24 protein-coding genes are annotated in these 25,543 nt (G+C 32.6%); 1 reads left to right on the top strand and 23 read right to left on the bottom strand.

Going from position 1 to position 25,543, the window contains the following annotated elements:
- Positions 1 to 8: 8 nt before the first annotated feature.
- From JMUB898_RS01605 to JMUB898_RS12630, 13 genes are all read right to left on the bottom strand, one after another.
- On the bottom strand, positions 9 to 1,352 hold the full coding sequence (locus JMUB898_RS01605; RefSeq protein ID WP_037541713.1) for a dihydrolipoyl dehydrogenase family protein: 1,344 nt from the start codon (positions 1,350 to 1,352) through the stop codon (positions 9 to 11).
- Positions 1,353 to 1,368: 16 nt separating this feature from the next.
- Positions 1,369 to 1,809 carry a MarR family winged helix-turn-helix transcriptional regulator gene (locus tag JMUB898_RS01600; protein ID WP_002444528.1) on the bottom strand — a complete coding sequence of 147 codons (441 nt, stop codon included), beginning with the start codon at positions 1,807 to 1,809 and terminating at the stop codon, positions 1,369 to 1,371.
- Between the two features lie 181 nt (positions 1,810 to 1,990).
- A complete protein-coding gene (locus JMUB898_RS01595; protein ID WP_002444529.1) occupies positions 1,991 to 2,719 on the bottom strand; it encodes a zinc-ribbon domain-containing protein in 729 nt (242 codons plus the stop codon).
- The gene (locus JMUB898_RS01590; protein ID WP_070871928.1) at positions 2,719 to 4,041 is read right to left on the bottom strand and encodes a PrsW family glutamic-type intramembrane protease; all 1,323 of its coding nucleotides are present in this window, start codon (positions 4,039 to 4,041) and stop codon (positions 2,719 to 2,721) included. The genes JMUB898_RS01595 and JMUB898_RS01590 overlap by 1 nt, the downstream gene beginning before the upstream one ends.
- A gap of 331 nt (positions 4,042 to 4,372) precedes the next feature.
- Positions 4,373 to 5,494 (bottom strand): hypothetical protein, encoded by a 1,122-nt coding sequence (locus JMUB898_RS01585; protein WP_002444536.1) that lies wholly within the window; start codon positions 5,492 to 5,494, stop codon positions 4,373 to 4,375.
- On the bottom strand, positions 5,491 to 6,678 hold the full coding sequence (locus JMUB898_RS01580; protein WP_002444538.1) for a hypothetical protein: 1,188 nt from the start codon (positions 6,676 to 6,678) through the stop codon (positions 5,491 to 5,493). The genes JMUB898_RS01585 and JMUB898_RS01580 overlap by 4 nt, the downstream gene beginning before the upstream one ends.
- A 136-nt stretch (positions 6,679 to 6,814) precedes the next feature.
- Complete coding sequence (locus JMUB898_RS01575; protein ID WP_095323339.1) at positions 6,815 to 8,407, bottom strand: solute:sodium symporter family transporter; 1,593 nt, start codon at positions 8,405 to 8,407, stop codon at positions 6,815 to 6,817.
- Positions 8,408 to 8,719: 312 nt separating this feature from the next.
- On the bottom strand, positions 8,720 to 9,457 hold the full coding sequence (locus tag JMUB898_RS01570; protein WP_002444541.1) for a DUF4064 domain-containing protein: 738 nt from the start codon (positions 9,455 to 9,457) through the stop codon (positions 8,720 to 8,722).
- A gap of 139 nt (positions 9,458 to 9,596) precedes the next feature.
- Positions 9,597 to 11,606 carry an ABC transporter permease gene (locus tag JMUB898_RS01565; protein ID WP_037541716.1) on the bottom strand — a complete coding sequence of 670 codons (2,010 nt, stop codon included), beginning with the start codon at positions 11,604 to 11,606 and terminating at the stop codon, positions 9,597 to 9,599.
- A gap of 1 nt (position 11,607) precedes the next feature.
- On the bottom strand, positions 11,608 to 12,357 hold the full coding sequence (locus JMUB898_RS01560; protein ID WP_037541718.1) for an ABC transporter ATP-binding protein: 750 nt from the start codon (positions 12,355 to 12,357) through the stop codon (positions 11,608 to 11,610).
- 110 nt (positions 12,358 to 12,467) lie between these two features.
- Complete coding sequence (locus JMUB898_RS01555; protein WP_126501886.1) at positions 12,468 to 13,364, bottom strand: sensor histidine kinase; 897 nt, start codon at positions 13,362 to 13,364, stop codon at positions 12,468 to 12,470.
- A gap of 5 nt (positions 13,365 to 13,369) precedes the next feature.
- Positions 13,370 to 14,035: a response regulator transcription factor gene (locus JMUB898_RS01550; protein ID WP_002444548.1), complete on the bottom strand. Its 666-nt coding sequence runs from the start codon at positions 14,033 to 14,035 to the stop codon at positions 13,370 to 13,372.
- A 31-nt stretch (positions 14,036 to 14,066) separates the two neighbouring features.
- Entirely contained in the window at positions 14,067 to 14,219 is a 153-nt protein-coding gene (locus tag JMUB898_RS12630; RefSeq protein WP_165764690.1) for a hypothetical protein, read from the bottom strand.
- A gap of 333 nt (positions 14,220 to 14,552) precedes the next feature.
- Here JMUB898_RS12630 and JMUB898_RS01545 point away from each other — a divergent pair, with 333 nt between their 5' ends.
- The gene (locus JMUB898_RS01545) at positions 14,553 to 16,037 is read left to right on the top strand and encodes an alkaline phosphatase (RefSeq protein WP_037541814.1); all 1,485 of its coding nucleotides are present in this window, start codon (positions 14,553 to 14,555) and stop codon (positions 16,035 to 16,037) included.
- 100 nt (positions 16,038 to 16,137) lie between these two features.
- Here the strand turns inward: JMUB898_RS01545 and JMUB898_RS01540 are convergent, their stop codons facing one another.
- Genes JMUB898_RS01540 through JMUB898_RS01495 form a run of 10 tightly spaced genes read right to left on the bottom strand, consistent with a single transcriptional unit; the run spans position 16,138 to position 25,528 of the window.
- A complete protein-coding gene (locus JMUB898_RS01540) occupies positions 16,138 to 17,079 on the bottom strand; it encodes an LCP family glycopolymer transferase (protein ID WP_002444555.1) in 942 nt (313 codons plus the stop codon).
- Between the two features lie 3 nt (positions 17,080 to 17,082).
- Positions 17,083 to 18,228 (bottom strand): DegT/DnrJ/EryC1/StrS family aminotransferase, encoded by a 1,146-nt coding sequence (locus JMUB898_RS01535; RefSeq protein ID WP_269471254.1) that lies wholly within the window; start codon positions 18,226 to 18,228, stop codon positions 17,083 to 17,085.
- Positions 18,229 to 18,233: 5 nt separating this feature from the next.
- Positions 18,234 to 18,854 (bottom strand): acetyltransferase, encoded by a 621-nt coding sequence (locus JMUB898_RS01530; protein WP_002444559.1) that lies wholly within the window; start codon positions 18,852 to 18,854, stop codon positions 18,234 to 18,236.
- Positions 18,851 to 19,447, bottom strand: coding sequence for a sugar transferase (locus tag JMUB898_RS01525; protein WP_002444560.1), 597 nt, complete (start codon positions 19,445 to 19,447; stop codon positions 18,851 to 18,853). The genes JMUB898_RS01530 and JMUB898_RS01525 overlap by 4 nt, the downstream gene beginning before the upstream one ends.
- Before the next feature lie 15 nt (positions 19,448 to 19,462).
- Entirely contained in the window at positions 19,463 to 20,590 is a 1,128-nt protein-coding gene (locus tag JMUB898_RS01520) for a glycosyltransferase family 4 protein (protein ID WP_002444562.1), read from the bottom strand.
- A 27-nt stretch (positions 20,591 to 20,617) separates the two neighbouring features.
- Positions 20,618 to 21,892, bottom strand: a complete 1,275-nt coding sequence (locus JMUB898_RS01515; protein WP_002444563.1) for a nucleotide sugar dehydrogenase — start codon at positions 21,890 to 21,892, stop codon at positions 20,618 to 20,620.
- 15 nt (positions 21,893 to 21,907) lie between these two features.
- Positions 21,908 to 22,909, bottom strand: coding sequence for an NAD-dependent epimerase (locus JMUB898_RS01510; RefSeq protein WP_002444565.1), 1,002 nt, complete (start codon positions 22,907 to 22,909; stop codon positions 21,908 to 21,910).
- A gap of 2 nt (positions 22,910 to 22,911) precedes the next feature.
- The gene (locus JMUB898_RS01505) at positions 22,912 to 23,460 is read right to left on the bottom strand and encodes an acyltransferase (protein WP_002444568.1); all 549 of its coding nucleotides are present in this window, start codon (positions 23,458 to 23,460) and stop codon (positions 22,912 to 22,914) included.
- A gap of 1 nt (position 23,461) precedes the next feature.
- Positions 23,462 to 24,343 carry a glycosyltransferase family 2 protein gene (locus JMUB898_RS01500; protein WP_002444570.1) on the bottom strand — a complete coding sequence of 294 codons (882 nt, stop codon included), beginning with the start codon at positions 24,341 to 24,343 and terminating at the stop codon, positions 23,462 to 23,464.
- Complete coding sequence (locus JMUB898_RS01495; protein ID WP_070830063.1) at positions 24,344 to 25,528, bottom strand: glycosyltransferase; 1,185 nt, start codon at positions 25,526 to 25,528, stop codon at positions 24,344 to 24,346.
- Positions 25,529 to 25,543: the final 15 nt, after the last annotated feature.

Raw genomic sequence — 25,543 nt, 5'->3', positions numbered from 1 at the left:
ATACACCTCTACATCATTGCGAATTTTAATAAATCAATAACGCCACTAGATGCTCCAGGGAAAGCAAAAATATTTTGATTTAATTCTTGAGCTGTCATTTGTTTATTAATAATAAATACTAATAGATTGACTAAATCGTTTGCATCATTACTATAAATTTCTGCACCGACTAATCGTTGATGACGATCTAATACTATAGACATTTCTGCTTCAGTTTCATTTTTATATTCAAACACCATCTGTTTACCAAACGGAATATCTTTAACAGTATAGTCATCACTCTTTTGAGCCTCACTTACTGTGACACCAATTTGAGACAATCTTGGCAATGAATATAATACTGAAGGAATTGCTGGATATTGAATTGCATTCTGATCTAATCCAAGAATATGCGCAGCGATATAATTAGATTCAAATGTTGCAGTTGGAGTTAGTTTAGGAATCGTCTTGTCAATTACATCGCCACTTGCATATATGTTTTTCACATTTGTTCTTAAATAATCATCGACTTTTATACCTTTATCGCTAAATTCAATGTTTACATTTTCTAAACCAATCTCTTGCACGTTTGGTTTTCTTCCTGTCGCATCTAGTACGTACTCTGTTTCAATAGATAACCCAGATTCAGTCGTCACAACAAAATGTTGTCCGTCTTTTTTAACTGATTGAGTATTTTCATTGAAATAAAATTGTACGCCTTCTGATTTTAGTTTTTCAATTAATTTATTTACATGAGATGTGTTAAAGCCTTTTAAAGGTTCATTTGAATGATGAATCACATTAACTTCAACACCTGATTTAATCATGATAGATGCGAATTCTATACTTATGATACCCGCTCCAATAAAAGTTATACTTTGGGGTAGAGATTCCATTGATAAGAAATCACGACTATCATACGTGAGTTCTTTCCCATCAATATCTAATTTATTACTGTGCTGACCTGTAGCAACCACTATGAAATCTGCTTGGATTTGATTACCTTCTACATCGATGGTATATTCATCCACAATTTTACCTTTTCCCATAATGACATCAATGCCTTGTTGTTCAAACATTGATTTAAGGCTGCCTGACATCGGGTGAATCACTTCTTTTTTATAATCCATTAAATTTTGCCAATTCACGGCGAGGTTTTGAGTGTTAATGATATTTGAATATTGCTCCGCTTCTTCTAAGACTTCGTATGGCCCTTCAAGTAAAATTTTGGCATTACAGCCATAGTTAGTGCATGTTCCAGCAATTGTATCTTTCTCAACAATCGCAACAGATTTACCAAATTGTTTTAAAGTTAATGCGGCATGCCATGCTGCGTGTCCACTTCCTAGAAATACAACGTCATATTTTTTCATTTTCCTCATCCTTTACTTATTTTTGTATGAGTGCTTTGAGTGTGTGTTCTAGTTCGTCGAATACTCGTTTGGTTTCATCATATTCATCTATATTAAACTCTTTTGGTAAACAACGAGATATGGCTGCGAATACAGCATCTTGTTGTTGATGACCTTTGTGAGTAAGCGAGACAATTAATTGTCTTTTATCCTCTTGCGCGCGTTCTCTTTTAACCCATCCTGCTTGTTCGAGTCTTTTTAATAGTGGTGTCAACGTGTTACTAGATAAATCTAATTGTTGCCCAATGACATTCAGTGGTTGTTCATCATTTTCCCATAAAACTAATAACACGAGATATTGTGAATAGGTTAAACCGAACTGTTTAAGTTCTTTTTCGTAAAATTGTGCAAATAAGCGACTTACATTATATGCGGAAAAACATAGTTGATTCGCAAGTCCTCTGTATTGTTGATTCACACATTCACCTCTTTTCAATCGTACACGATTGATTGCATTCTATTACATTGTGTAATGCAAATCAAAAATTCTGCATAATTGTATGCCAAATAAAAAAAGAGTTGCTTTCGCAACTCTTTGCAACTTTTACTCTTCGAATGATACTGCTCCTCTCAGCCATCGCATCAATACTGATTAAAAGTTATATTTGATCAACATTTTCGATAACAGAGACTTTCCCATCTTTAGTGTTAACTAATACTGAGAAATCATTATCTTTATTACTGTCATAAATTAATTGGTTGGTTTTTCTTTCATCTGGTTCGTTGTATGTTTGGATAAATTGATCTTCCGACACATTACTTGGTGCTATACCAACTTGAACAACTTCATCATTTTCATAAGCCACTGCCAAGTTGCCATATGTTTCATAATTATAATTTGAACCCTCTACATTTCCATTAGATTTACCAAATTTATCTTCTACTTCTTTACGTGTCATACCTTTGTATATACCGTGATATCCACGTGTCGAAGCAGATTTCATATAATTTTTATCAAAATCGCTACTAAAGATATCAATGCGAGGACCTTTGGAAGTTGAATCACTTTTACTTTGCGAATCATTCGAATCCGTTTGAGTCGTTTGTGTTGATTCTGCTTCTGTATCATCATTCTTAACATAATGATTATAGGCGTAATACCCACCATACAGAACTGCGGCAATTAATAAAACAAAGATGATAGATAACAACACAATCCACACTGTGGGTTTCTTCTCTTCTTTCTGTTGATATAGTTGATAATTTCGATGATTACCATTCGATTGAGGTGAATGATTTTGATTCGATTGTTTAATATGCGTTCCACATTTATTACAGAATGATTGTCCCTCTTTCAATTGATTTCCGCAATTTGGACAATATTTCATTACGCTTCACTCTTTTCCGTTAAAAAATACGCTTCCCTAAGTTTATTTACTTGAGTTAAACCTGATTTCATTAAAATAAATACGAGTAACCAAGCAATAATAATTAATAAGATCATTTTAAGATTCATGCTTCCTAAAATGGTAATATCTGTATCCCAAATACAATGTAAAATTACTGAGGCAAAAAAGAAGAACAAGAAACGTTTATCTAATATATTGCTCCACTCAAATTGACGTTCTCCTTTAGCTATAACAACTGCAGCACCAACGATAGCAGCCCACACTAAGTGTCCCCCTAAAGATGACCATCCTCTTAAGACAATGACATCAGTCATCGCACTTAAACTATCTACAGATTGCAACCCTGAATTAAGTATGTAACCAGCTGTCTCAAACACTGCAAATCCCGCTCCTATAGAAGCGCCTACTAATAAACCATTTAAAATTTTATTTGTTTTTAAATAATTGATAAATAAAATTACTATAATAGCTTTCCCAATTTCTTCAATTAAACCAACTAAAAATGCGTCTCTAATCGTCATGATGCCATAAAATTGAAATTCGTCACTAAACGTAACAAAATTATACAATATAATTGTACTGATTAAAGAAAAGACTCCACCAATAAAGAACATTTTCATAACATCAAAAATGCTGATATTTTTAAATGCATTAGATTCAAAAAAGAAAATCAAACCGGAAATAGGAACTGTTAAAGCACCTATAAATATCATCCCTGGAATACTGTTCTCATTTCCAAGAACATTAGTTAACACCCATAACACACCGAAAGTAATAGCCAAAGCTATAAACACTCTAGAAAATACCCATGGCTTACTCCATTCTTCCGAAACTTCACTTATATGAGGCGTTGTGTTTCGTGTACCTGCAATGAATACTTCGTCTGAATCATGTTTATTGTGATGTTTAAAAACTTCAGAGAACATGTCTCTCAAGTTTAATTTTAAGCTTTCATCATTTCCAGCTAATTTCCCTATAGATTTCGTTGTACTATTAAATAAATTTTTAGCTTCCTCAGTAAAATTAATACTCTCGGTTGCTTCTTTCTCAATGTGATTATTTGTGTTTGAATAATTTGTTGCAACTATACTCGAATTTATTTGTGTTTCTGACTTTTCAATCGGACTACCACAATTCATGCAAAATTGATCATTCTCCCCGACAACTTCAGAACATGCTGGACACTTTCTTTCTAAATTATTTTCAGAATGATTCTCCCCATGCCCCTCAGTTTTACTTCCACAATGGGCACAAAATTTATCATCCTTTTGAATGACTCCTCCACAATTTGAACATTGCATAACCAACCCTACTTTCATTTTCTCTTTAAAATAAGTTGTTACACAATATTTTAAATTATTTTTTATAGAAAATCTATACTCTTAATAGTTTAAATTACTCTTATTTACCTTACTTCTCCTATTTAAATGTAAAAGTTATACTTCAATATCAGTCATTAAAATATTTATACATATAAAAATAACCACTCCAAACTTTTTTGGAGTGGTTATTTTTTCAAATTACTTCGTATTGTTTGATCATTACCGTGTCGTCTCAGCCAACATTTGTACCTCATCATTCGCATTCAGACCCTTTTTATCATACTTCAAATAAGTATGAAATTTTTTCTATTTATTTTTCATCATAATTATCTTCATAGCGAATGCGTTGTCGATAACCATAGGTACTTTCTTTAATTAATTGGTCATTTAAAAGACCTGCACCAATGGCACCTGCAACAGTTGAAATGGAAGCTGCAAACCAAGGAATACTTAGATAAAGGTCTGGACCAGCGGGACCTTTGAGACTTACTTGTTGACCGAGGAAATCAGCTGGTAGTAATACAAGTTCGGCAATTAAGAATAACAAGTAAAGAATAATATAGTAGATGATAATTGCGATGACTAGAGTCATGACTGTTGTTGCATTATATAGCCAAGTAATGCGTTTATTGTTGCTCTCTTTGATAGATTCCCATAAATTGTGTGACATCATAATCCAAATAAGCATGCCGATAATCGCTATAATTGAAATACCAAATAAACGCCACATTGAGAAACTATTTGCCATTTGCCACATTGTCGTAAACACTAAACCAAATGCGCCAGTTGTAAAGGCAATTGCTACGATATTACTTAAACTTGCCATCATGTTTAATGGATTGTTCGCGAAAGTCATCCCACTGACAAGTCTAAACATACCTCTAGAACGTGAATCAGATAAATATCTTAAATGGTAAGAGTCTGTCTCTTCTAAATATACTTTTGTTTTACTAATTTTCGAGAGAGGAAATTGTCTACTAACAGAAGTTTCAATATTGTTATTATCATCATAATTACGATCTACATTTTCCGCTTCGTGTAATTCTTGAATGATGCTTACTATTGCTTGTTTAAATCTTTTCTTCACAGGTCGCCATCCAAATGCAGGATATGAAAAGATAGCAGCGCCGTTGTACATATTAATATCCAATGCCATCACTTGATGTTCAGCAAACATCGGCAAATCTGTGATGGAAATAACGTAATCCCATTGACGTTTATCATGATAATCTGCAACTTTCTTGAAAATTTCATCTACAGATTCTGCGAAACCAGTTAATGGATCAGTGACTAAATCAATCGTCCATTCCTTCTTATTGTTGTACTGTTCGGAAAGTACGTCTGGTAGTTCTTGGATTAAACTTTCACCTAACCGTTCTGTGACACCAGGTGCTACAACAAGACCAATTGTTATTTTTTCTGTTTCTGTCATGACTCATCCTCCTCTCTGTGTCCTTGTTTTTTGCCTTCATATTGCTCATCTTTATTTTCATTACTAGATGCTTGTTGTTCCACTTTTTGATGAGAAACATCTTGAGATTCCTCTTGTTGCTCTTGTTCTTGTTCTGCTTCTTTATAACGATGATATTGTCGATAAGAGTACGTAATACGACGTATTTTTTCTTCATTTTCAACTGTGGAACCCATAGCACCTGCTAATAAACCTAATGATGCGACAAACCAAATCAATCGCAGATAATTCGTAAATGTGAACTGCGCTTTAGCGCTTGTCCAACTATTGAATAAATCGACGGGTACAAATAATGTAATACTAATCGCTAGTAAGATATATAAAATGAAATAATTGATAAGTGTAATCATACTTAAAGTGACGAGTGTCGTTGAATTATAAATATAACGGTACACACGTTGCGACTTTGCAGTCTTTCTCTCCAATAGCTGATGCGCATAGAAGAGCCAGCCTGCCATTCCTATTATGGCAATGACCATCAGTAATATTAATCTGAATGGTGAATAGATGACACTTAACTCCCATGGCATGGAGAAGATAGAAATATAAGTTCCTGTCGCAAACGCTACAGATATAATCTTCTTAAAGTTAAATATATTCTTCCACGGTTGATTTGCACGTGTCAAACCCGCAACGAGCTGTATCCAACTCATAATAAACAACGTATTAATATAGCGCTCTTTAGATGATTCATCTTCTTCAGGTTCAACTGCTTTCATACGTACAAATGGATGAGGCGCATTTTTACTTTTTGGTTTTTCATAATAAAGTTGTTCAATCAAAGAAGTTACCGTTTTGATCAATTTACGTTTTAAATCAATAACGCCAAGTGATGGCAAAGATAACATTGCCACTTGTTTCTCACTATTATAATCACTAATAACGACTTTATTATCAGAAATACTTGGTAAATCTGTTAAACAAATGACATAATCCCATTGATGTTGCTCTTTGAGTTTTGCAGCTTTATCAACACTTTCATGCACATCCTCCGCTGAACCAATCATCAAATCTACTTTAATATCAAAGTTCCAGTGATTGTCCCCGTCAATACGTTCAGTGAGTAGTTTCTTTACTCTTGGTATTATTTTCTTCGCATGTTCATGCGCAACACCGGGTGACGGTATGATGCCTACTGTATGCATATACCATTGACCCTCCTTTCGTTTTCATTTTCAGGAAAATTAAATTTAATATAACTAAAGTGTACGTCTACGCCGATTGATACGGGTTTCAACGCACACTTGTGTTCATTCATTTATCAAATTCCAAATGTAACATTTATTTCGCAAGTACGAGTGGTGAAAAGATAACATAACTTAATACAACGAGTAAAAGAATGATAGTACCTGCAATATAACGATATTTCCATGGTGTTGTATCAACAACTGCTTTACGTGACTTCAAGTCGTACTCACTTGACGGTTTAATCTTATTGAAAATTAATACAATAGCTAAATCTACAAAGAATAATACGCTAAACGTGTAGAGATAGTTGATTTGCGTAAATACGAGACTGACTATTGCATATAGTACAATGTGTGTTGCAAGTGCCACTTTAGCACCTAATTTTGAAGTTTGTTTAGAGAAAAAGGCTACTAAAATAAGTACTAAAACTGGCATACTGTATACACCATTAAATTGTTGTACAACTGCGTATAATCCACTTGGGAATAATGAAATGACAGGCGCAAGTCCTACTACAATTGCCCCAATGACAACAGTAGCAATATGACCTACACGTGCGATGTGTTTGTCGGATTTATTTTTCCCGAAAATAGGTTTATAGAAATCTAACGTCAATAACGTTGTTGTACTATTTAGAGAACCTACGAATGAACTTAAAATCGCACCGAAAATCACCGCACCAAATAAGCCGAACGCCCAATCAGGTAGAACGGAACTGACAAGTGCAGGATACGCGTTATCTGAAGTTTTGATACTACCATTGAAATAGTTATACGCTACCACACCTGGTAACACAGTAAATAAAGGACCGAATACCTTGAATAAACTTAAGTAAATTGCACCTTTTTGTGATTCTTTTAAGTTTTTAGCGGCGAGTGCTTTTTGTACAATCATTTGGTTAGCGCACCAAAAGAATAAGTTATTGAAGAACATACCAAAGAAAAGTGTTGGCCATGGCACGATATCGGAATCTATCTTACCGAAACCGTTCAATTTCTCAGGTGTGTTTTGGACCATTTTATCGAAACCGTGTAAGAAATTACCGTCACCTAGGTGGCCTAATCCAAGAATTGTAATCGCAAGACCGCCAACAATGAGCGCCATTCCATAAATTGAATCACTAAATGCACTCAATGATAAACCGCCAACGAAGAGATAGAGAATCCCTACGATACCGATAACTGAAGAAATAATAATGACTGCAGTAGTACTGCTCACACCTAAATATTTGTCGACGTTAAACATTTTGTTGAAAACGAGTGACCCTGAGTAAAGTACTACAGGTAAAAAGGAAACTACATACGTGAAGATAAATAAGATGGATACAAATCGTTTAGTGAATGTATCATATCTCAGTTCTAGGAATTCTGAAATTGTGCTTACACCATATTGTAGATATTTAGGTAGAAACACCCATGCAAGTAATACAACTGCGACAGCTGCAGTGACCTCCCAAGCCATTACTTCCATGCCTTGTGCATAACTTTGACCATTTTGTCCTACAATTTGTTCTGTAGATAAATTGGTCATAATAATCGTAGAAGCGACTGTAAATCCTGTGAGACTGTTACCTCCCATAAAGTAACCGTCCGAACTATCTGTTTTAACCTTTCTTGATTGCAGATAGGCATATAATGATATACCCCCTACAACTAGAATGAATAAGACTATCGATATCCAATTCATTCTTTAAACAACCTCCCTCAAATTTTAAGTTGAACTTTGCACGCAAGATATATATAGACGTAAATATTATTTTTAAAACTTCATTTTCATATACGCATTGAATTGTGCGCATTGAAGAATTCTAGACTAATTCATTAATATTTTCAATAGTTGTATGTAAATTTCATTTTCATATACAAATCAGTTTGAAAATTTATATTATATAATAGGAAGAAACTCGTTCGTAATGCATCTGAATTGCGTAAAAAATCGACCCAACTTGAGTGTCAGGTCGATATTGAACATTAATATTAAACTAGTATTTGTAGCTGTTTAATATTTAAAAGGATCTTCTTCTTTTTTATCTTTGCGAAGTTGTTCTTCTTTATCAATAAAATCGTTATCTTTATGCGTATTAGCGTTTAAGTCTTGATGATTGTTGTCTTGATGGTTGGCATGGTTGTCTCTATTCTCATTAACGTTTTGAGTGTCATTGTGGCTATCATTTGAATAGTGTTCTTTAATGTCTTGTTGTTCATTTTTCTTGTCTTCTTCAGATAAAATAAATGAATTGTTTTTCTCGTTTACTTGTTGATCGCCGTTTTCATAGCGTTCATGATTGTTGTTACTTTGATATTCGTTATTTGCATAGTCACCATTATGATTATAGATATCATCTTTAGGTTTACGTGCTAATAACATGATACCTGCAATAAGCCATAGAATTCCTGCGATAAAGCTTGTAAATATACCTATTATACCTGCAATGATGAGTAAAATACCTGCAACTTTAGGTTTTTTACTAATTAAAATCGTACCTATAATTGCAAGAATCAATAATGCAATTAAAAATATAATAAAACCTGTCCCCATACTTGATAACATACCATAATATTGGTTAAGTTGATCAGATGATACGTTTGGATTTGAACTTTGACTACTGTTAATCATTTCATCTTTAAAATCTTTATTGCCCATCATGGAAACCATTAAAACAATAAAACCTAAGTATAAAAGATGGAGAATATTTCCAATCCAGGATAGAACTTTTTCACCAGTACGTTTAATCATGTTTATTATTCCTCCTTTTTAAGTTATTTATTTTATACCCTCACAGATGAGATTTATTCCTGATAAATAAAAAATGGATACTAACTTTTTGATAATATCCATTTTAATTATAAATATTTAATTTGAAGTATTAAACAATTTAGCGTCTACTATTAACAATCATGTAATAAATACGCGAAGTAATCCAGTACATGAGAGAGTATATAGCAATAAATACTACAATTACTCCTAAGTAACTTGTCGCAAACATTCCAATGTCTTTAACTGTTACGAATCCAAGAAGATTAAAAATTATTTTAGATGCAACCAAGGTGTGAATCATTGCTACAATTACAGGTATTGAAAATATCCAGATGATTTGTTTGTTAATAATTTGTTTAATCAAACTTTGTTCTAATCCAATTTTCTTCATGACTTCGTATTCGTGTCGATCATCGTAACCCTCAGAAATTTGTTTATAATACATCATCAAGAATATCGCAATGAGTAAGACAAATGATACAACTGTGCCTACAAATATTAACCCTCCGTTAACTCCTATCCACTGCCTCTTAAACGTTGGTTTATCCTCTATGAATCCTTTAATCTTTTTATTAATTTTATTCATTTGAGCATGTGTCAGAGGTTTATCTTCCATATTATTAAACTCTATATGAGAACTTGAAGGATAAATTTTTTCTCGATTATCTTTATTTAAATAATTAAATATCTTTGTCTTTGTTTGATTATTCTTCGTTACGATATAGGCACCATCCATGACGTTATCTAAAGTATTGATATTCATTTTTTTGATATGCTTCACCTTATATACAGTTCCATTAATTTCTATTTTATTAGTCTTGCTTAATAAACTATTATCCGTGTTAACGGCAATTTCATTACTTTTAAGATTAAGATGGGAATGGTAATGATTATAATCGGCAAGTGTCATAAAAGTTATTGTAAAATAGTGAGGTACTTGTTTAGATAAATAGAATAATCTACCATCAAATTGATTTGAGCTCGGATTCAATGTTGAACCATTTTTGTTCATTTCTAATTCAGCATTGATTGTATCTAAGGTATACCTTTTAAATGTATCAGTTTTGACATGTTTTTTTATATAATCTTCTGTTTTTGTCATATCTTTTTTTACTTTTTTATCTTTATGAAAGTCGCCACTCATATCGACTTTATATTGATTCGCCCATATATTATCTAATCTTTCATTGAAACCTCTGTATGTTTGAATTGTCATACCTAAAGTGACTATAAGAAAAGTAGATAATAACGAAATGGTAGCCAAACTTACCGCATTGGATTTCAAACGACTTCTTAGGTTAGATACGGTAAAAAAGTTATTGGTCTTATAGTAGAATTTTGGTATTTTTTTCAAACAATCCAGTATTACAACGCTCAAAGATATAAAAAGAAAGTACGTGCCTAGAAATACGCAGAACATCGCCACAAATATAGACGCTAATGAACCCATTGCCGAATTATCTTGTAAGGCAATGCTATACCCAGTGCCTGTCGCAAGGATGCCCAATACCAATACAATATAAGTAAAAATTTTAGATGTTTTCCCTGACTTTTTTACGTTTTGATCGACTAGTTTAAGCGGACTTTGGAAAGTTACTTTTATAATATTAATCATATTGAGAACGCTTAAAACTACAATCAGCATCGTTAAAGTAATTAACATGGACTTAAAGTCAAATGGGTAATCAACTAAACTCGCATTTTTGCCTATCCATACCTTACTTATAAGCATAAAAAATAAAGAACCGAATAAGTATCCACCAATCATACTAATACAACTTATAATTATGAAATTAATATAAGATTCAATAATAAGTACAATTTTAAGATGTTTCTTCTCCATCCCTAAAATCATATACAATGCGAATTCTCGTTGCCTTCTCTTAATCACAAAGTTATTTGCATAAACAACAAAAATCAATGTCAACATAGACATTAGTACATTACCAAGTATGGCAAATAGTGGCAAAAAGCTATTATGCTTTTGAGTATAGGTGTTTTGTGTAATCGAGATTAATATGTACTCTATAGCAAACATAATACTTACAGCAATAATAAATGGGATGATAATATGACGTTGTGTAACGTAACTTCGTTTAACCATTTGCCAAAGCATCTTGAATGTCACACTAATCACCTCTCCCATTTAAGATGGCTAAACTGTCGGCAATTCGTTTCTGATATTCATCTCGAGATTCTTCACCGCGATAAATTTCGTGATATAATCTACCATCTTTGATAAAAATCACACGTTCGGCATAGGAGGCATCAATATTGGAGTGTGTGACCATTAATATCGTTTGATTATTTTGGTTAATTTCTCTAAAGAGTTTCATAAGGTTTTTAGAAGTTTTAGAATCAAGCGCGCCTGTTGGTTCATCGGCAAGGAGTAATTTAGGTTGAGCGATCAGTGCACGGGCTATGGCAACACGTTGCTTTTGACCACCTGAAATTTCGTATGGATATTTATCTAGTAGATCATGAATCCCTAATTGAGTACTTATCGATTTAAGACGTTCGTCCATCGTTTTAGGGCGTTCATTCGCAAGGACAAGTGGCATCAAAATATTATCTTTGTTGGACATAGTATTAAGTACGTTGAAGTCTTGAAAGACAAACCCTAATGTTTCCCTGCGAAAACGGGCAATTTCTTTATTTCGCAATTTATTAATCGCTGTACCATTCAATGTAATAAAGCCTTCAGTTAATTTATCGAAAGTAGCTATGAGATTGAGCAATGTAGATTTACCGGAGCCAGACTCCCCCATAATAGCTACAAATTCGCCTTCTTCTATTTCTAAGTTCATATTATTTAACGCAGTCGTTGAGTTAAGCCCTCTGCCATATACTTTTTTTACACTTTTCACTTCTAATAACATCATGAATGCCCCTTTCTCATTTCACTTATTATCATAAAATAAAAAAGCGCCAACAACATTCATAATTTCTTACAAATATCGTTGGCAAACTTACAGTTTTGAAAGTTTAGCTAATCTTCTCTCGGAAAATGGATTTTAAATGTTGTACCTTCATTAAGTTTTGAATCTACATCGACCTCATGATTCAGGTGATTAGAAATATGTTTAACAATAAATAAACCTATTCCACTTGATTCTTCATTGAGTCTGCCATTATAACCTGAATAGCCTTTATCAAATATTTTGGGAATATCTGCTTTACTGATACCTACGCCATTATCTTTGATTATAAGTGATTGTTCTGATGCATCGAATTCAATCCATATATCCTTTCCACGTGCATATTTCAAAGCATTGTTAAGAATTTGTTCAATCATTATTGAAACCCATTGCGCATCAGTTAAAACTTTATCTTCACATTTTTCATAATGAATTCGCATATGTTGTTCAATAAACTGAATTCTATATTTCATAATAAGTGGACGAATGAGTTCGTTCATTTCAACTTCTGAAATTGTCATATCGGATTCTTCGTTGAGTAATTTCAAATAACTTAAAGCTAAGCTTGTATAGTTATCGATTTGTACGATTTCTTGTCTAACACGATTTACGACATTTTCTTCATTACGTTCAAGTAATAATTGAGAAGCTGTTATAGGCGTTTTAATTTGATGCACCCATGTTAGAAAATAACTTTCTACATCATTACGATATTCCACTTGTTGATTTTTCACTTCTGTTAATTCATTTTCCAAATTATCAATCGTCTCTTTAAGACGCTCATCCTTCTTAAATCCAAGATATTTAATCCACCAATGAATGGATATGACGAGTAAGACGATACCTAGCGCAAGACCGAAAGCACTGAATGGCAGTGTAAACAGGAAGAAAATAAGTGCAAATAATAAAAATATACATACTACGATTGAGATTTCATTACGAATTGATTTAATAAATGATAGTAACATAATTTTTAAACCCTATATCCGACATTTTTCTTTGTTTCTATAAAATGATCCACACCGATAGATGATAATTTTTTACGTAATCGTGTCATATTTACTGCTAATGTATTGTCATCGATGAAGTTTTCAGATTCCCAACATTTTTCAATTAAAGTTGTACGACTTACATATTTACCTTCATTTTGGAACAGCATTTTCAGAATTTGAAGTTCTGTTAGTGATAATTGAACCGCTTCGCCTTCCTTAATTAGTTTTGCTTCATCAAGGATAAGTTTACAGCCTTTCACATCCAATTCGTCATTAGATACTGATAGGTCGTATGTTCGTCGTAGCAAAGCTTGGATCTTTGCGATGGTTAACGATAAGTTGAACGGCTTCTCAATAAAATCATCGCCACCCATTTGAATTGCCATAATTTGATCCATATTATCCGTACGCGAACTTATAAACATAATAGGGACGTTGGATACTTTGCGCATTTCTTGACACCAATGAAAGCCATTAAGCGTGGGCAAATTAATGTCTAATAAGACAAGCTGCGGATCCATTTCATGAAAATCTTCCATGATTTTGTCAAAATTCTCAACCACTTTTACGTCGTAGTTCCATTTTGACAATTCATTCGCCAAGCTTTCAGCAATCACTAAGTCGTCTTCTACAATGAGAATCTTCATACCTGTTCACCTTTCAACCACATTGTGTAATTTATTTATCCTCTTCTGAATCATAAACTTTATTTTTATCTTTTTCAATTTGGTCTTTTTGTTCTTGAGCCTTTTTACTTCTTCGTCTTTCTTCAAATATACCTAAAGCAATAAATCCAATGATTAAAATTGGAGATAACATAACAAGTATCATCATTTCACCTACTTCAAAGAGTTAAAATTCCTATTATTAATTAAGATTCTGTTTATCCTCATTTTACATGTTTATGACTTAAAAAGACATTTTTAAATAAGTTATTCTATCACGATATTTTGACACTCAATAGCTGTTGGTGTTCGTAAGAAATGTAATTTTTGATTCACTTGCTCATGTGTTGAATTTAATTTTAAACAATTTATATTTAAATTCTTTTTAGAATTATATCCATTTACAATTCATTTACTTAAAAATTACTTTTAGTCAAAATTCATATTCTATACTGAAATTGCAATACATAACTATACTTATTTAGGGGGTACCTTAATGATGAATTTTATAAATAAATTGAGTAAAACTACGATAGCAAGTTCAATGGTGGCTGCTTCAGTTTTAGGCGTTTCAAATATCTCGCATGCATCTGGAAGTGGCGCAGGTCCAGGAGAAAATGCACAAGGCCAACAAGGACAAGATGATGCCATCGCGTTTGGTAATACTAAGAATCCTAAAAATGTTATCTTCATGGTTGGTGACGGCATGGGGCCATCTTTCAACACAGCTTACCGTTATTATAAAAATCAACCTGGCGCTAAAAAAATGAACCCTACTGCGTTCGATAAATATTTAAAAGGAACAAATCGTACATATCCTAATGATCCTAAAGAAAATGTAACAGACTCAGCTGCTGGCGGTACTGCTTTCGCCACAGGACATAAAACATATAACGGCGCAATTAGCGTTGATAACAACAAAAAGCCTTTAAAATCAGTATTAGAACAAGCTAAAGAACAAGGTAAATCTACAGGTTTAGTAACGACTGCTGAACTTACAGACGCAACACCAGCTGTTTACGCCGCTCATGTTGATTCTCGTGATAAAAAAGACGAAATTGCTCAACAATTTTATAATGATAAAATCAATGGCCAACACAAAGTAGATGTAATGCTAGGTGGAGGTTCTAAATACTTCGGTAAAGAAAATGGTCACCTTGATAAGAAATTCAAAAAAGATGGTTACGATTTAGTTAACAATAAAACACAACTTCTAAATTCTCAAAGTGATAAAGTTTTAGGTACATTTTCTGAAAAAGATATGCCACTTCAAATCGATGCACCGTCAAAAAATCCTTTACTCGTTGATATGGAACAAAGTGCATTAAGTAAGTTAGATAAAAATAAAAAAGGATTCTTCCTAATGGTAGAAGGCGCTTCAATCGATAAGGCGGCTCACCCTAACGATGTTACTGGTGTCATGTCTGAGATGAGTGGTTTCGAAAAAGCATTCCAAAATTCAATCGATTATGCTAAAACAAATAAAGATACTTTAGTTATTGCAACAGCCGACCATTCTACAGGTGGTATGACTATCGCTAAAGGTAAAGATTATAAGTGGGATCCAGAAGCCATTCATAAAATGAAACACTCTGGTATGTATATGACTAAAGAGATTGCTTCAGGAAAAGATCCAGAAAAAGTGATTAACGAAGGGTACGGTATCAACTTCCCAAGTAAACAAATGGATAAAGTAAAACAAGCTGCGAAAGATTTACGCAAACTTCAAAAAGAAGGTAAAGACGAAAAAGATCCAAAAGTAGCTGCTGCTACAACTAAGTTACAAAATGCAATTCAAAAACCGATCAATGATGCATCACATACTGGTTGGACTACAAACGGACATACCGGTGAAGACGTGAATACTTACGCTTATGGTCCAGGATCAAGTAAATTCAAAGGTAACATGGAAAATACTCAAAGTGCTAAAAACATCTTTGATTTCTTTAAAAATGATGTAGCATCTAACCAAAATCAACAATAATAATAGTAGAGCGTTGTGAGGATATCGGCGTTTAGCCAAGTAACCCTTATATATTACAAAACCCAGTTAGAACCTTTCATCGTTCTAACTGGGTTTTAATTTATAAATCTAAATTGTCTTTATATTTTTTCATTACCTTGTTTAGATTGTTTTCATCTGGATAGAAGTACCACAAGTTGTCGTTCCCAATTTTATTCTCACCTTGGATTGTATCACGTTCAACGTTATCTTGGGCATCATTGTAATTTTGACGCATTTTATTTAACTGACCTAAACTTAAGTCTGTTTTAACATTATCTTCAGCTGCTTTAAAGATTCCATCAATTTTAGTTATTGATCCGATTTGTAAACCTTCTTTAGCCACTGCTTCTATGACTTGTTGTTGACGTAATTGACGGCCACTATCGCCACCAGCGCCCTCTTGTTCACGGCTTCTCATATAAGTTAAAGCTTTATCGCCATTCATATGGTATTTTTGACCTTTATTAAATTGATATCCATGGAATTTAAATGTAGCGTTACTTGTTACATCAACACCACCTAATTGGTCTACAACTGTTTTAACACCATCCATGTTAATTGCAGCATAATGGTCCACTGGCACGTTAGTTAATTTTTCTAAAGACTTTACTGCCATGGTTGGTCCACCATAAGCATAGGCATGATTGATTTTTTCAGTCGTTCCTCTTCCCACAATTTTAGCTCTTGTATCACGTGGAATACTTACCATTACTGTTTTGTGATCTTTAGGATTAATAGACATCATGATTATAGAATCTGTTCTTTGACCTGAATTTTGTTGTTTACGTTCTGAATCTTCATCTATACCATAGATTACAATTGACACTGGATCTCCATCACCCACAGCCTTGTTTCTTAATTCAGATTTATCCCTATCTAATGGATTATGAATTGCGTTACTTAATGAATTTACTTTTGAAAAAATATAAATACCAAATACTATTGCTAATAGTATAAAGACTATTAAAATGATTACTAGAATTTTAAAGACTAAAGATTTCTTTTTCTTTTCTCTGGCCATGAGTTACCCCCTATTATGCATTTCCTTAATAATAATATTAATAACATGCTTTAATTGTTCATCAGTCATATCTGATCCTGAAGGTAAGCATACACCATTTTTGAATAAAAATGCACTATTATCTTTATCTTCTTTAAAAAATTCATAACCTTCATACAATGGTTGTAAATGCATAGGTTTCCAAACAGGTCTTGCTTCAATATTATGTTCTTGAAGTTTTTCAATAAGCTCTGTTGCAGTAAAACCTGTCTTCTCACAATCAATTGTTAAAGCAGTTAACCAACGATTGGCTTTTGAATCAGGAAGTTCTGGTTGGAAATTAAAACCACCCAATGGTGACAATTCTTTCTCATACGTACTAAATATCTCACGTCTACGATCGATGTGTTCATCTAATACTTCCATTTGACCTCTGCCTATACCTGCTGATATATTACTTAATCTGTAGTTAAAACCTAATTCACTGTGTTGATAATGTAGAGCCTTATCTCGTGCTTGAGTAGATAAAAACAATGCGTGTGCAATTGCTTTTTTATCATTTGAAATCAACATACCACCGCCACTAGTAGTGATGATTTTATTACCATTGAATGAGAAGATACCAAAATGGCCAAATGTTCCACTTTTCTGACCTTTATATATTGCTCCTAAAGATTCAGCCGCATCTTCAACTAATACAACATTGTACTCATCACAAATTTGTTTAATTTCATCTATTTTAGAAGATTGACCATAAAGGTTAACGGCTATTACTGCTTTAGGTTTAACTCCCTCTCTCTCAAATTTTTCAAATGCTTTACGTAATGCAACTGGTGACATATTCCATGAATCATTTTCAGAATCGATGAATACTGGTTTAGCTCCTTGATACATAATTGGGTTTGCAGATGCACAGAAAGTTAGAGAACTACAGAATACAATGTCATCTCTTTCTACGCCAGCTTCAATAAGCGCTAAATGTATAGCCGAAGTACCGCTACCAACAGCTAATGCTGCTTCACTACCTGTATAAGCCTTAACGCTATTTTCAAATTCTGTAACATTTTCTCCCAACGGGGCAATCCAGTTTTTCTCAAAAGCATCTTGAATATATTTTTGTTCACTTCCACCCATGTGAGGGCGTGATAAGTAAATTCTTTCTTCTTTCAATTTTTTCACTCCTTGTATTTTGCTGGCGTACCAATGACTGTTGATTCTGATTTAACATTTTTTATTACTGTGGCTCCTGCACCCACTACACAATGACTTCCAATTTCAACTAATGGCAATACTGTAGCATTAAGAGCTATATGAGATAAATTCCCTACTTTTACTCCTCCAGCTAATACTGCACTTGGGGAAATATGAACATAATCTCCAATTTGATTATCATGTTCAACAATCGCATTAGTATTAATAATGGTATGAATTCCGATTTTACTATCTGCATTTATAACAGCTTTAGGCATAACAACGGTACCATAACCAATTTTAGCACTTGGACTAATTATTGATGACGGGTGAATAAAAACTGGGAAACGTTCAATCGGAATATCATTTTTATTAAATATTTTTTCTCTCACTGTATTATTACCGATTGCTAAAACAAAATAATATTGTGATTTCAATCGATTGATGTCTTTTAGATTATCGTAAATTAATCCATCTTCTTCATAATAATCATTAATGACATCATCTAAGTAACCAGCTAAATGGTAATCAGTGCTACTTTCAATAATATCTCTCACTACTTTTGAATGACCGCCCATACCTATTAATAAAACTGGTTTGCTCATACGTGATTCCCCTTAAACTTTTCAGCTGTAACGTGATTCGGCGCGTTAATATCTTTTTTTTGTAATGTATTAACAATCGTTTTATAGATAATATACATATCTAATTTAAATGATTGATTTTCCACATACCACACATCTAGTTTAAACTTAGCATCCCATGAAATTGCATTTCTACCATTTATTTGTGCCCATCCTGTAATTCCTGGTTTAACATTATGACGCTTTTTCTGTTCTTGATTATAGAGTGGTAAATATTCCATCAACAAAGGCCTAGGACCAACTAAACTAATATCTCCCTTTAACACATTGATAAGTTGAGGTAGTTCATCAATACTTGAATTTCTAATAAATCGACCTACAGGTGTCATACGCTGTTCATCTGGTAATAGTTCACCATTTTCATCTTTTGCATCAGTCATTGTACGAAATTTATAAATTTGAAATGGCTTACCATATTGACCTGGTCTTGTTTGTTTAAACAAAACGGGTTTCCCTAACTTTTTAGCTATTAATATCGATGCGCCTAAAATGATGGGGGATGATAAGATTAATCCGGAAGAACTCACTGCAACATCAAAAGCACGTTTAAGCATAGTCAACACACTCTCTTATAAATTTTTATTTCGGTAAATTGTTTCTAGATGTTTCCAAATAATTTTACTATCAAATTTATCGATAACTCGTTTTCTAGCGTTACGACCTAATTCGTATCTTAAAGTTTCATCAATGATTAAAGTTTCAGTTTTCTCAGCAATTTTTATATAATCACCTATTTCAACTATATATCCTGTATGCTTATCTTCAACTGTATCTTTAGCACCTGTAGCGTTACTAGTAATTACTGGGATCTCAAGTGCTTGCGCTTCAATACTCACATTGCCAAATCCTTCTCTATACGTAGGGAATAGTAATACATCCATATGATTATAGTAATTTACAGGTTGATCAACATGCCCCGTTAACACAATGTCTTTGTTGTTTGAAATAAAGTTATAGTATTCTTCACCTATTGAATCATCTTTTTCTAATGCGCCCACGATTAAGAGTTTTACTTTGTATCCTTTATCTTTAAGGATTTTAAAACTTTCTATTACTTCACGAATACCTTTATCTTTTACTATTCTTCCCACATAACCTAATACGAAGTGATTTTCTAATTGGTTTTCAATTGAAACTGGTATGTCGTTATACGATTTAGAGAATTTCTCCAAGTTAATTCCATTACTACTTCCGTAACCTAAAACTTGAATATTTCCTTGTTTTTCTAATCTTAAAGATACGATTTTATCTTTTAAACTTTCGGATATAGCTATAACATCCGTGGCACAAAACATTGCTAGTTTTTCCATAGCGTATAGTATTTTATATTTGAAACCATGCACTGTTTCTAGACGTAAACCTCTAACAGTGTAAATTCGCACTGGTCGTCGAGTGATAAATGCTGCTAATGTTCCGATTAGACCAGCTTTGGGTGTACCTGAATTAACAATGAGTGGTTTCTCTTTAAGAAATAATTTTGTCATTTTAAATAATGATATTAAATCTTGTTTTATAGAAATTTCTCTTTCCATGTTAATTGCATGTACAATATCTTTTGGATATGCGTTTTGTTCTTTACCAGCTGAGGATACGATGTGGACATCGAATCCTTTATTTCTTAAATACTCAATTTGGCCGTTCATTAAAGGAATACTTTTTGAAACTGTAACTAAATGAAATATTTTTTTCTTATCCAATCTTTTCCACCTACAGATCAATCATTATTATAAGCGCCATAATCCTTGTTTTGAGCTTACATCGTTATCGTCAATAACACCTTTTATATCAAAAACAATGCCATTTTCTTTAACTAAATTGATATACTCTTTTTTATTTTGAACATAATCTTTATGAGCTACTGCAAATACGACTGCATCTGCCTCTGGTAATTGATCCTTACTTTTTAAATCGATATTGTAAAATTTCTTTGCTTCATCTTTATCTGCTTCTACATCACTAACATGAACATCTAAACCATAGTCTATTAATTCTTCAATAATATGGATTACTTTTGTATTTCTTAAATCTGGGCAATTTTCCTTGAAAGTTAACCCTAGAACATTTACTGTAGCACCTTGTACTTCTAAACCTTGTTTTAATAAACCTTTTACAACGTTAGATGCTATGAATTTTGACATGTCATCATTAATTCGACGCCCTGCTAATATCACTTCTGGATGATGGCCTACTTCTTGAGCTTTATGAGTTAAATAGTATGGATCTACACCAATACAGTGTCCACCCACCAAGCCCGGTTTAAAGTTAAGGAAGTTCCATTTTGTGCCTGAAGCTTTTAACACTTCATTTGTGTCTATATTTAATTTATCAAAAATGAGTGCTAGTTCATTCATCAATGCAATATTCACGTCACGTTGCGTGTTCTCAATAACTTTAGCCGCTTCGGCAACTTTAATTGAAGATGCTTTATGAACGCCAGCTGTTACAACTGAACCATATACTTCTGCTACAATATCTAATACTTCAGATGTTTGTCCTGAAACTACTTTAGTAATTGTTTCAAATGTATGAACTTTATCTCCTGGGTTAATTCTCTCTGGAGAATAACCAACGAAGAAATCATCGCCACATTTAAGACCGGATTCTTTTTCTAAAATTGGTACACAATCCTCTTCAGTTGCACCTGGATAAACTGTTGATTCATAAACCACAATTGTATCTTTAGTTAACTCTTTACCTACTGTCTCACTTGCTTTTAGCAATGGTGTTAAGTCAGGTTTATTATTTTTATCAATTGGTGTAGGTACAGCTACAATGATAAAGTCGGCTGCTTTTAGATCTTCTGATTTCGAAGTGAAATTAATATTTGTCTCTTTTAAATCCTCTGTAGTTACTTCATTTGTTCTGTCATAATTTTCTTTTAACTCATTGATACGACGATCATTAATATCGAAACCAATGACTTCATGTTTTTTCCCAAAAGTAACTGCTACCGGTAAACCTACATATCCTAATCCAACTACTGCAATTTTTCTATTCATTCAATCATTTCCCCTTTATTTGTAATATTCTAAATACCAATCAATAAATTTGTTTACTCCATCTTGAATAGAGGTCTGTGGTTTGAAATTAATATCTCTATATAAATCATCTACGTTTGCATAAGTTTCAGGAACATCACCTGGCTGTAAATCCAAATAATTCTTTTTAGCTTTTTTATTCAATTTATTTTCAATGGCTTCGACAAATTCCATTAATCTCACCGGACTATTATTACCGATATTGTAAATTTTATACGGTGCATATGAAGAACTTGGATCAGGATTTGATCCAGACCAATTCGGATTAGGTTGGGCAGGTTTATTAATTAAGCGACTTATTGCTTCAACAATATCGTCTACATATGTGAAGTCTCGCATCATATTACCATGATTATAAACATCTATAGACTCATCATTTACAACTGCTTTTGTAAATTTAAATAGTGCCATATCTGGTCTTCCCCATGGCCCATACACAGTGAAGAATCTAAGTCCTGTCGTTGGTAAGTCATATAAATCACTATAAGTATGTGCCATTAATTCGTTAGACTTTTTAGTTGCTGCGTATAAACTTAATGGATGGTCAATATTATCTGAAGTTTTGAATGGTTTATTTGTGTTTGCTCCATAAACTGAACTTGATGACGCATAGATTAGATTCCCTACTTTATGGTGTCTACATCCCTCCAAAATATTTAAGAAACCTACTACATTTGAATCTATATATGCCCTAGGATTATCTATACTGTAGCGTACACCTGCTTGTGCAGCTAAGTTAACTACAACTTCAGGTTTCTCCTTGTCGAAAATTTGATCGATAGTTTCATTGTCTTCTAAATCTGTTTTGTAAAAAGTGAAATTTTCATTACCTATTGATTTCAATCTATCCTCTTTTAATTGAACTGAATAGTAATCATTTATGTTATCAATACCAACTACTTCGTATCCTTGATTGATAAGTTTCTTTGATAAATGAGAACCTATAAAACCTGCCACACCAGTAATTAATACCTTCATATTTAGACCTCCTTCATTCTTTTAGCGGGTATACCAACGTATAAACTATTTGGTTCAGTATTTTTAGTCAAAACTGCACCAGCTCCAATAATATTTCTTTCTCTAATGATATTACCTCCTAAAATTCTCACCCCTGAAGCTATCCATACATCCTTTTCAATAATGATTTTCTTAGGACAGATTGCGTTAAATTTAATAGGCATATTTCGATCATCCCATGTGTGTTCAGAGGAAATTAACGTACAATGATTGGCTATGGAAACATTATCCCCGATGAAAATTTCTCCATAAGCATCAATGTAGCTAAATGAATGGATGCTAACGTTTTTACCGATTGTTAACCTATCAATATTTTTTAAACAAACAAATTTACCGACATAAATATTTCTATCAATAAAACTGGCGTATTTCTTTAAATACATATATCTAGAAGTTACTGCTATTTTAGAATCACTTACTGTAAAAACATTCCATATCATATCGCTCAGAGCCTTAGGTAGTTTATTATATGGAATTTGCATTAAATCAATTAATCTATGGGTGAGTTTCATATCAATTTAACCACCCTTTCTTGGTAAATTTCCTCTTATAGTACAAATAGAGTATTAATGATGGTGGTAATACTATAATAGATTGAATTAACAATTCTAAATTTTTAAATCTATACTTAGGATTCAACTTAGTGTCTATCCAAGATACATCAAATAACATTAAGTTGATTATTTTATCTTTTAAATATGGCAATTGTTTATGAGCTAACTTTCGGTACTCACAATAATTTTCAGCTGATTTAAAATAATTCGATTTAACTTTACTACTAATCCCATCCTCTTGATATTCAACATACTTGGTGTTTTTATTAGCAAGGTAACAATCATATAACTCACTAAATTCAAACCATTGATAAGATGGTGGCATATGTCTGGACTTACCATATTGAGGAAACGTCATATTTCGAATAGCATTCGTTTTAAATACGTAACACTTGTCATGCCTTACTTTATATTTATAACGTAAGTCTACCCAATTCACTTTTGTTAGAGGAGGTAGTTTTTCACCAATCACTGTCCCATCTTCGTATGTGTCTAAAGTAATAAGTGCTTTCATACTTTTAAATTTATTAAATTGAGTATTAAAAAACTCTACAGCATCAGGATAAAACCAATCATCACTATCCAGAACAGTAAATAAATCGCCCTGTGCTGATTTCAAGCCAACATTTGTAGCGATATGTTTACCCCCGTTTTCTTGTTTAATATAGCGAATTTTAAAGTGCTCTTCGCTAAATGTTTTAACAATTTCTTCTGTGTCATCTTTTGATCCATCGTCTACAATTAACCATTCAAAGTTATGATCTGTTTGTTTGAGTAACGATTCATATAGTCTTGGTAGCGTATGTGCACGATTAAATGTAGGTGTAAAAATAGTTAACATTTAATTTCCCACCTTTTTAATAATATTCAAGAACTCTTGACCTTTATGCATTTGAATATCTGTACTCTGACTTAAATTCTGTTTAATACTATCTAATAAATTTTTATCATTGTTTAGAAGCTCAATTTTCGAAGCTATTTCTATTGGTTCCATTTCTACAATGAAACCATTTTTACCATCTTGAATTTGCTCAAAAACTGTTTCAAAATTTGTTGCGACAACAGGTGTTGTATAATATAAAGCTTCATCTATAGTGTTAGATTTCCCTTCAAATCTTGAAGGATGCACTAAAATATCAACTTTCTTCACTATACTCCCAGTATTAAACTTGAATCCTAAAGGTATGACTTCGTTAGTTAAGTTGTTGTCTTTTATTGCATCATTCAACCATTTTTTTAATTTTCCATTTCCAACCACGTACCATTTAAATTTAATGTTTCGTTTTTTAAGAATTTTAGCTGTATCAATCAACAAATCAAGACCCTTACCATTATCTAACCGACAAATCGTGGCAAGATTTAAAAAATTCTTATTAATTTCAAGATTTTCATCCGGAATATTTTCATAGAGTTTTATCGGTAAACTATTATAAAAAACATAAGGTTTAATATTAAAAATATTCTCAAAAATATCAGCACACATTTTAGAAACTGCTAACATTCCCGATATTCGGCTAAAATATTTTTGATCTATATCGTGATCTCTTTTTAACACTCTATAATCAGTGCGAATCCATCCTATCTTTTTATCAGCACTAATATAATCATGAATGAAATACACAGAATGGCCACCTGACACACCGATAGCGTAATCATAGTGGTTTTCATTGTATTGTGTTTTCCATTTATTTTTAATCCAAAATTTTTGTTTTGCTTTTGTATTATCTTGAAGGTTTAATTTACTGCGAAGGACAAATAAGAAAACTTTCATTACTAACTTCGGACTTTTCCAATTTTTTAAAGCTGAAGATACTAGATTACTTTTATTGAGCATTAGCAATGAAAACTTACTTGGTACTTTCTTTACATGAACATATTTAGGTAAATACTGAACTAATGCGTCTTGTTGATTTAATATCATTAAATCAACTTCTATCTTGGAATCTTCTAATTCATATAACAAATTTAATAAACTTTTTTGTGGCCCACCAAAGTTGAAATTATTTACAACAAATAAAACTTTCATAATTTACCCCCTGTG

It is taken from the genome of Staphylococcus caprae (assembly GCF_003966625.1).
GTDB lineage: Bacteria > Bacillota > Bacilli > Staphylococcales > Staphylococcaceae > Staphylococcus > Staphylococcus caprae.
Note: the sequence above shows the minus strand (reverse complement) of the source record. Positions and strands in the feature narration are given on the sequence as shown.

Excerpts from the sequence above, each read along its gene's own strand:
- JMUB898_RS01605 (WP_037541713.1), bottom strand. The coding sequence starts at position 1,352 with ATGAAAAAATATGACGTTGTATTTCTAGGAAGTGGACACGCAGCATGG.
- JMUB898_RS01595 (WP_002444529.1), bottom strand. The coding sequence starts at position 2,719 with ATGAAATATTGTCCAAATTGCGGAAATCAATTGAAAGAGGGACAATCA.
- JMUB898_RS01590 (WP_070871928.1), bottom strand. The coding sequence starts at position 4,041 with ATGCAATGTTCAAATTGTGGAGGAGTCATTCAAAAGGATGATAAATTT.
- JMUB898_RS01585 (WP_002444536.1), bottom strand. The coding sequence starts at position 5,494 with ATGACAGAAACAGAAAAAATAACAATTGGTCTTGTTGTAGCACCTGGT.
- JMUB898_RS01580 (WP_002444538.1), bottom strand. The coding sequence starts at position 6,678 with ATGCATACAGTAGGCATCATACCGTCACCCGGTGTTGCGCATGAACAT.
- JMUB898_RS01575 (WP_095323339.1), bottom strand. The coding sequence starts at position 8,407 with ATGAATTGGATATCGATAGTCTTATTCATTCTAGTTGTAGGGGGTATA.
- JMUB898_RS01570 (WP_002444541.1), bottom strand. The coding sequence starts at position 9,457 with ATGATTAAACGTACTGGTGAAAAAGTTCTATCCTGGATTGGAAATATT.
- JMUB898_RS01560 (WP_037541718.1), bottom strand. The coding sequence starts at position 12,357 with ATGTTATTAGAAGTGAAAAGTGTAAAAAAAGTATATGGCAGAGGGCTT.
- JMUB898_RS01555 (WP_126501886.1), bottom strand. The coding sequence starts at position 13,364 with ATGTTACTATCATTTATTAAATCAATTCGTAATGAAATCTCAATCGTA.
- JMUB898_RS01550 (WP_002444548.1), bottom strand. The coding sequence starts at position 14,035 with ATGAAGATTCTCATTGTAGAAGACGACTTAGTGATTGCTGAAAGCTTG.
- JMUB898_RS12630 (WP_165764690.1), bottom strand. The coding sequence starts at position 14,219 with ATGATACTTGTTATGTTATCTCCAATTTTAATCATTGGATTTATTGCT.
- JMUB898_RS01545 (WP_037541814.1), top strand. The coding sequence starts at position 14,553 with ATGAATTTTATAAATAAATTGAGTAAAACTACGATAGCAAGTTCAATG.
- JMUB898_RS01540 (WP_002444555.1), bottom strand. The coding sequence starts at position 17,079 with ATGGCCAGAGAAAAGAAAAAGAAATCTTTAGTCTTTAAAATTCTAGTA.
- JMUB898_RS01530 (WP_002444559.1), bottom strand. The coding sequence starts at position 18,854 with ATGAGCAAACCAGTTTTATTAATAGGTATGGGCGGTCATTCAAAAGTA.
- JMUB898_RS01525 (WP_002444560.1), bottom strand. The coding sequence starts at position 19,447 with ATGCTTAAACGTGCTTTTGATGTTGCAGTGAGTTCTTCCGGATTAATC.
- JMUB898_RS01515 (WP_002444563.1), bottom strand. The coding sequence starts at position 21,892 with ATGAATAGAAAAATTGCAGTAGTTGGATTAGGATATGTAGGTTTACCG.
- JMUB898_RS01510 (WP_002444565.1), bottom strand. The coding sequence starts at position 22,909 with ATGAAGGTATTAATTACTGGTGTGGCAGGTTTTATAGGTTCTCATTTA.
- JMUB898_RS01505 (WP_002444568.1), bottom strand. The coding sequence starts at position 23,460 with ATGAAACTCACCCATAGATTAATTGATTTAATGCAAATTCCATATAAT.
- JMUB898_RS01500 (WP_002444570.1), bottom strand. The coding sequence starts at position 24,343 with ATGTTAACTATTTTTACACCTACATTTAATCGTGCACATACGCTACCA.
- JMUB898_RS01495 (WP_070830063.1), bottom strand. The coding sequence starts at position 25,528 with ATGAAAGTTTTATTTGTTGTAAATAATTTCAACTTTGGTGGGCCACAA.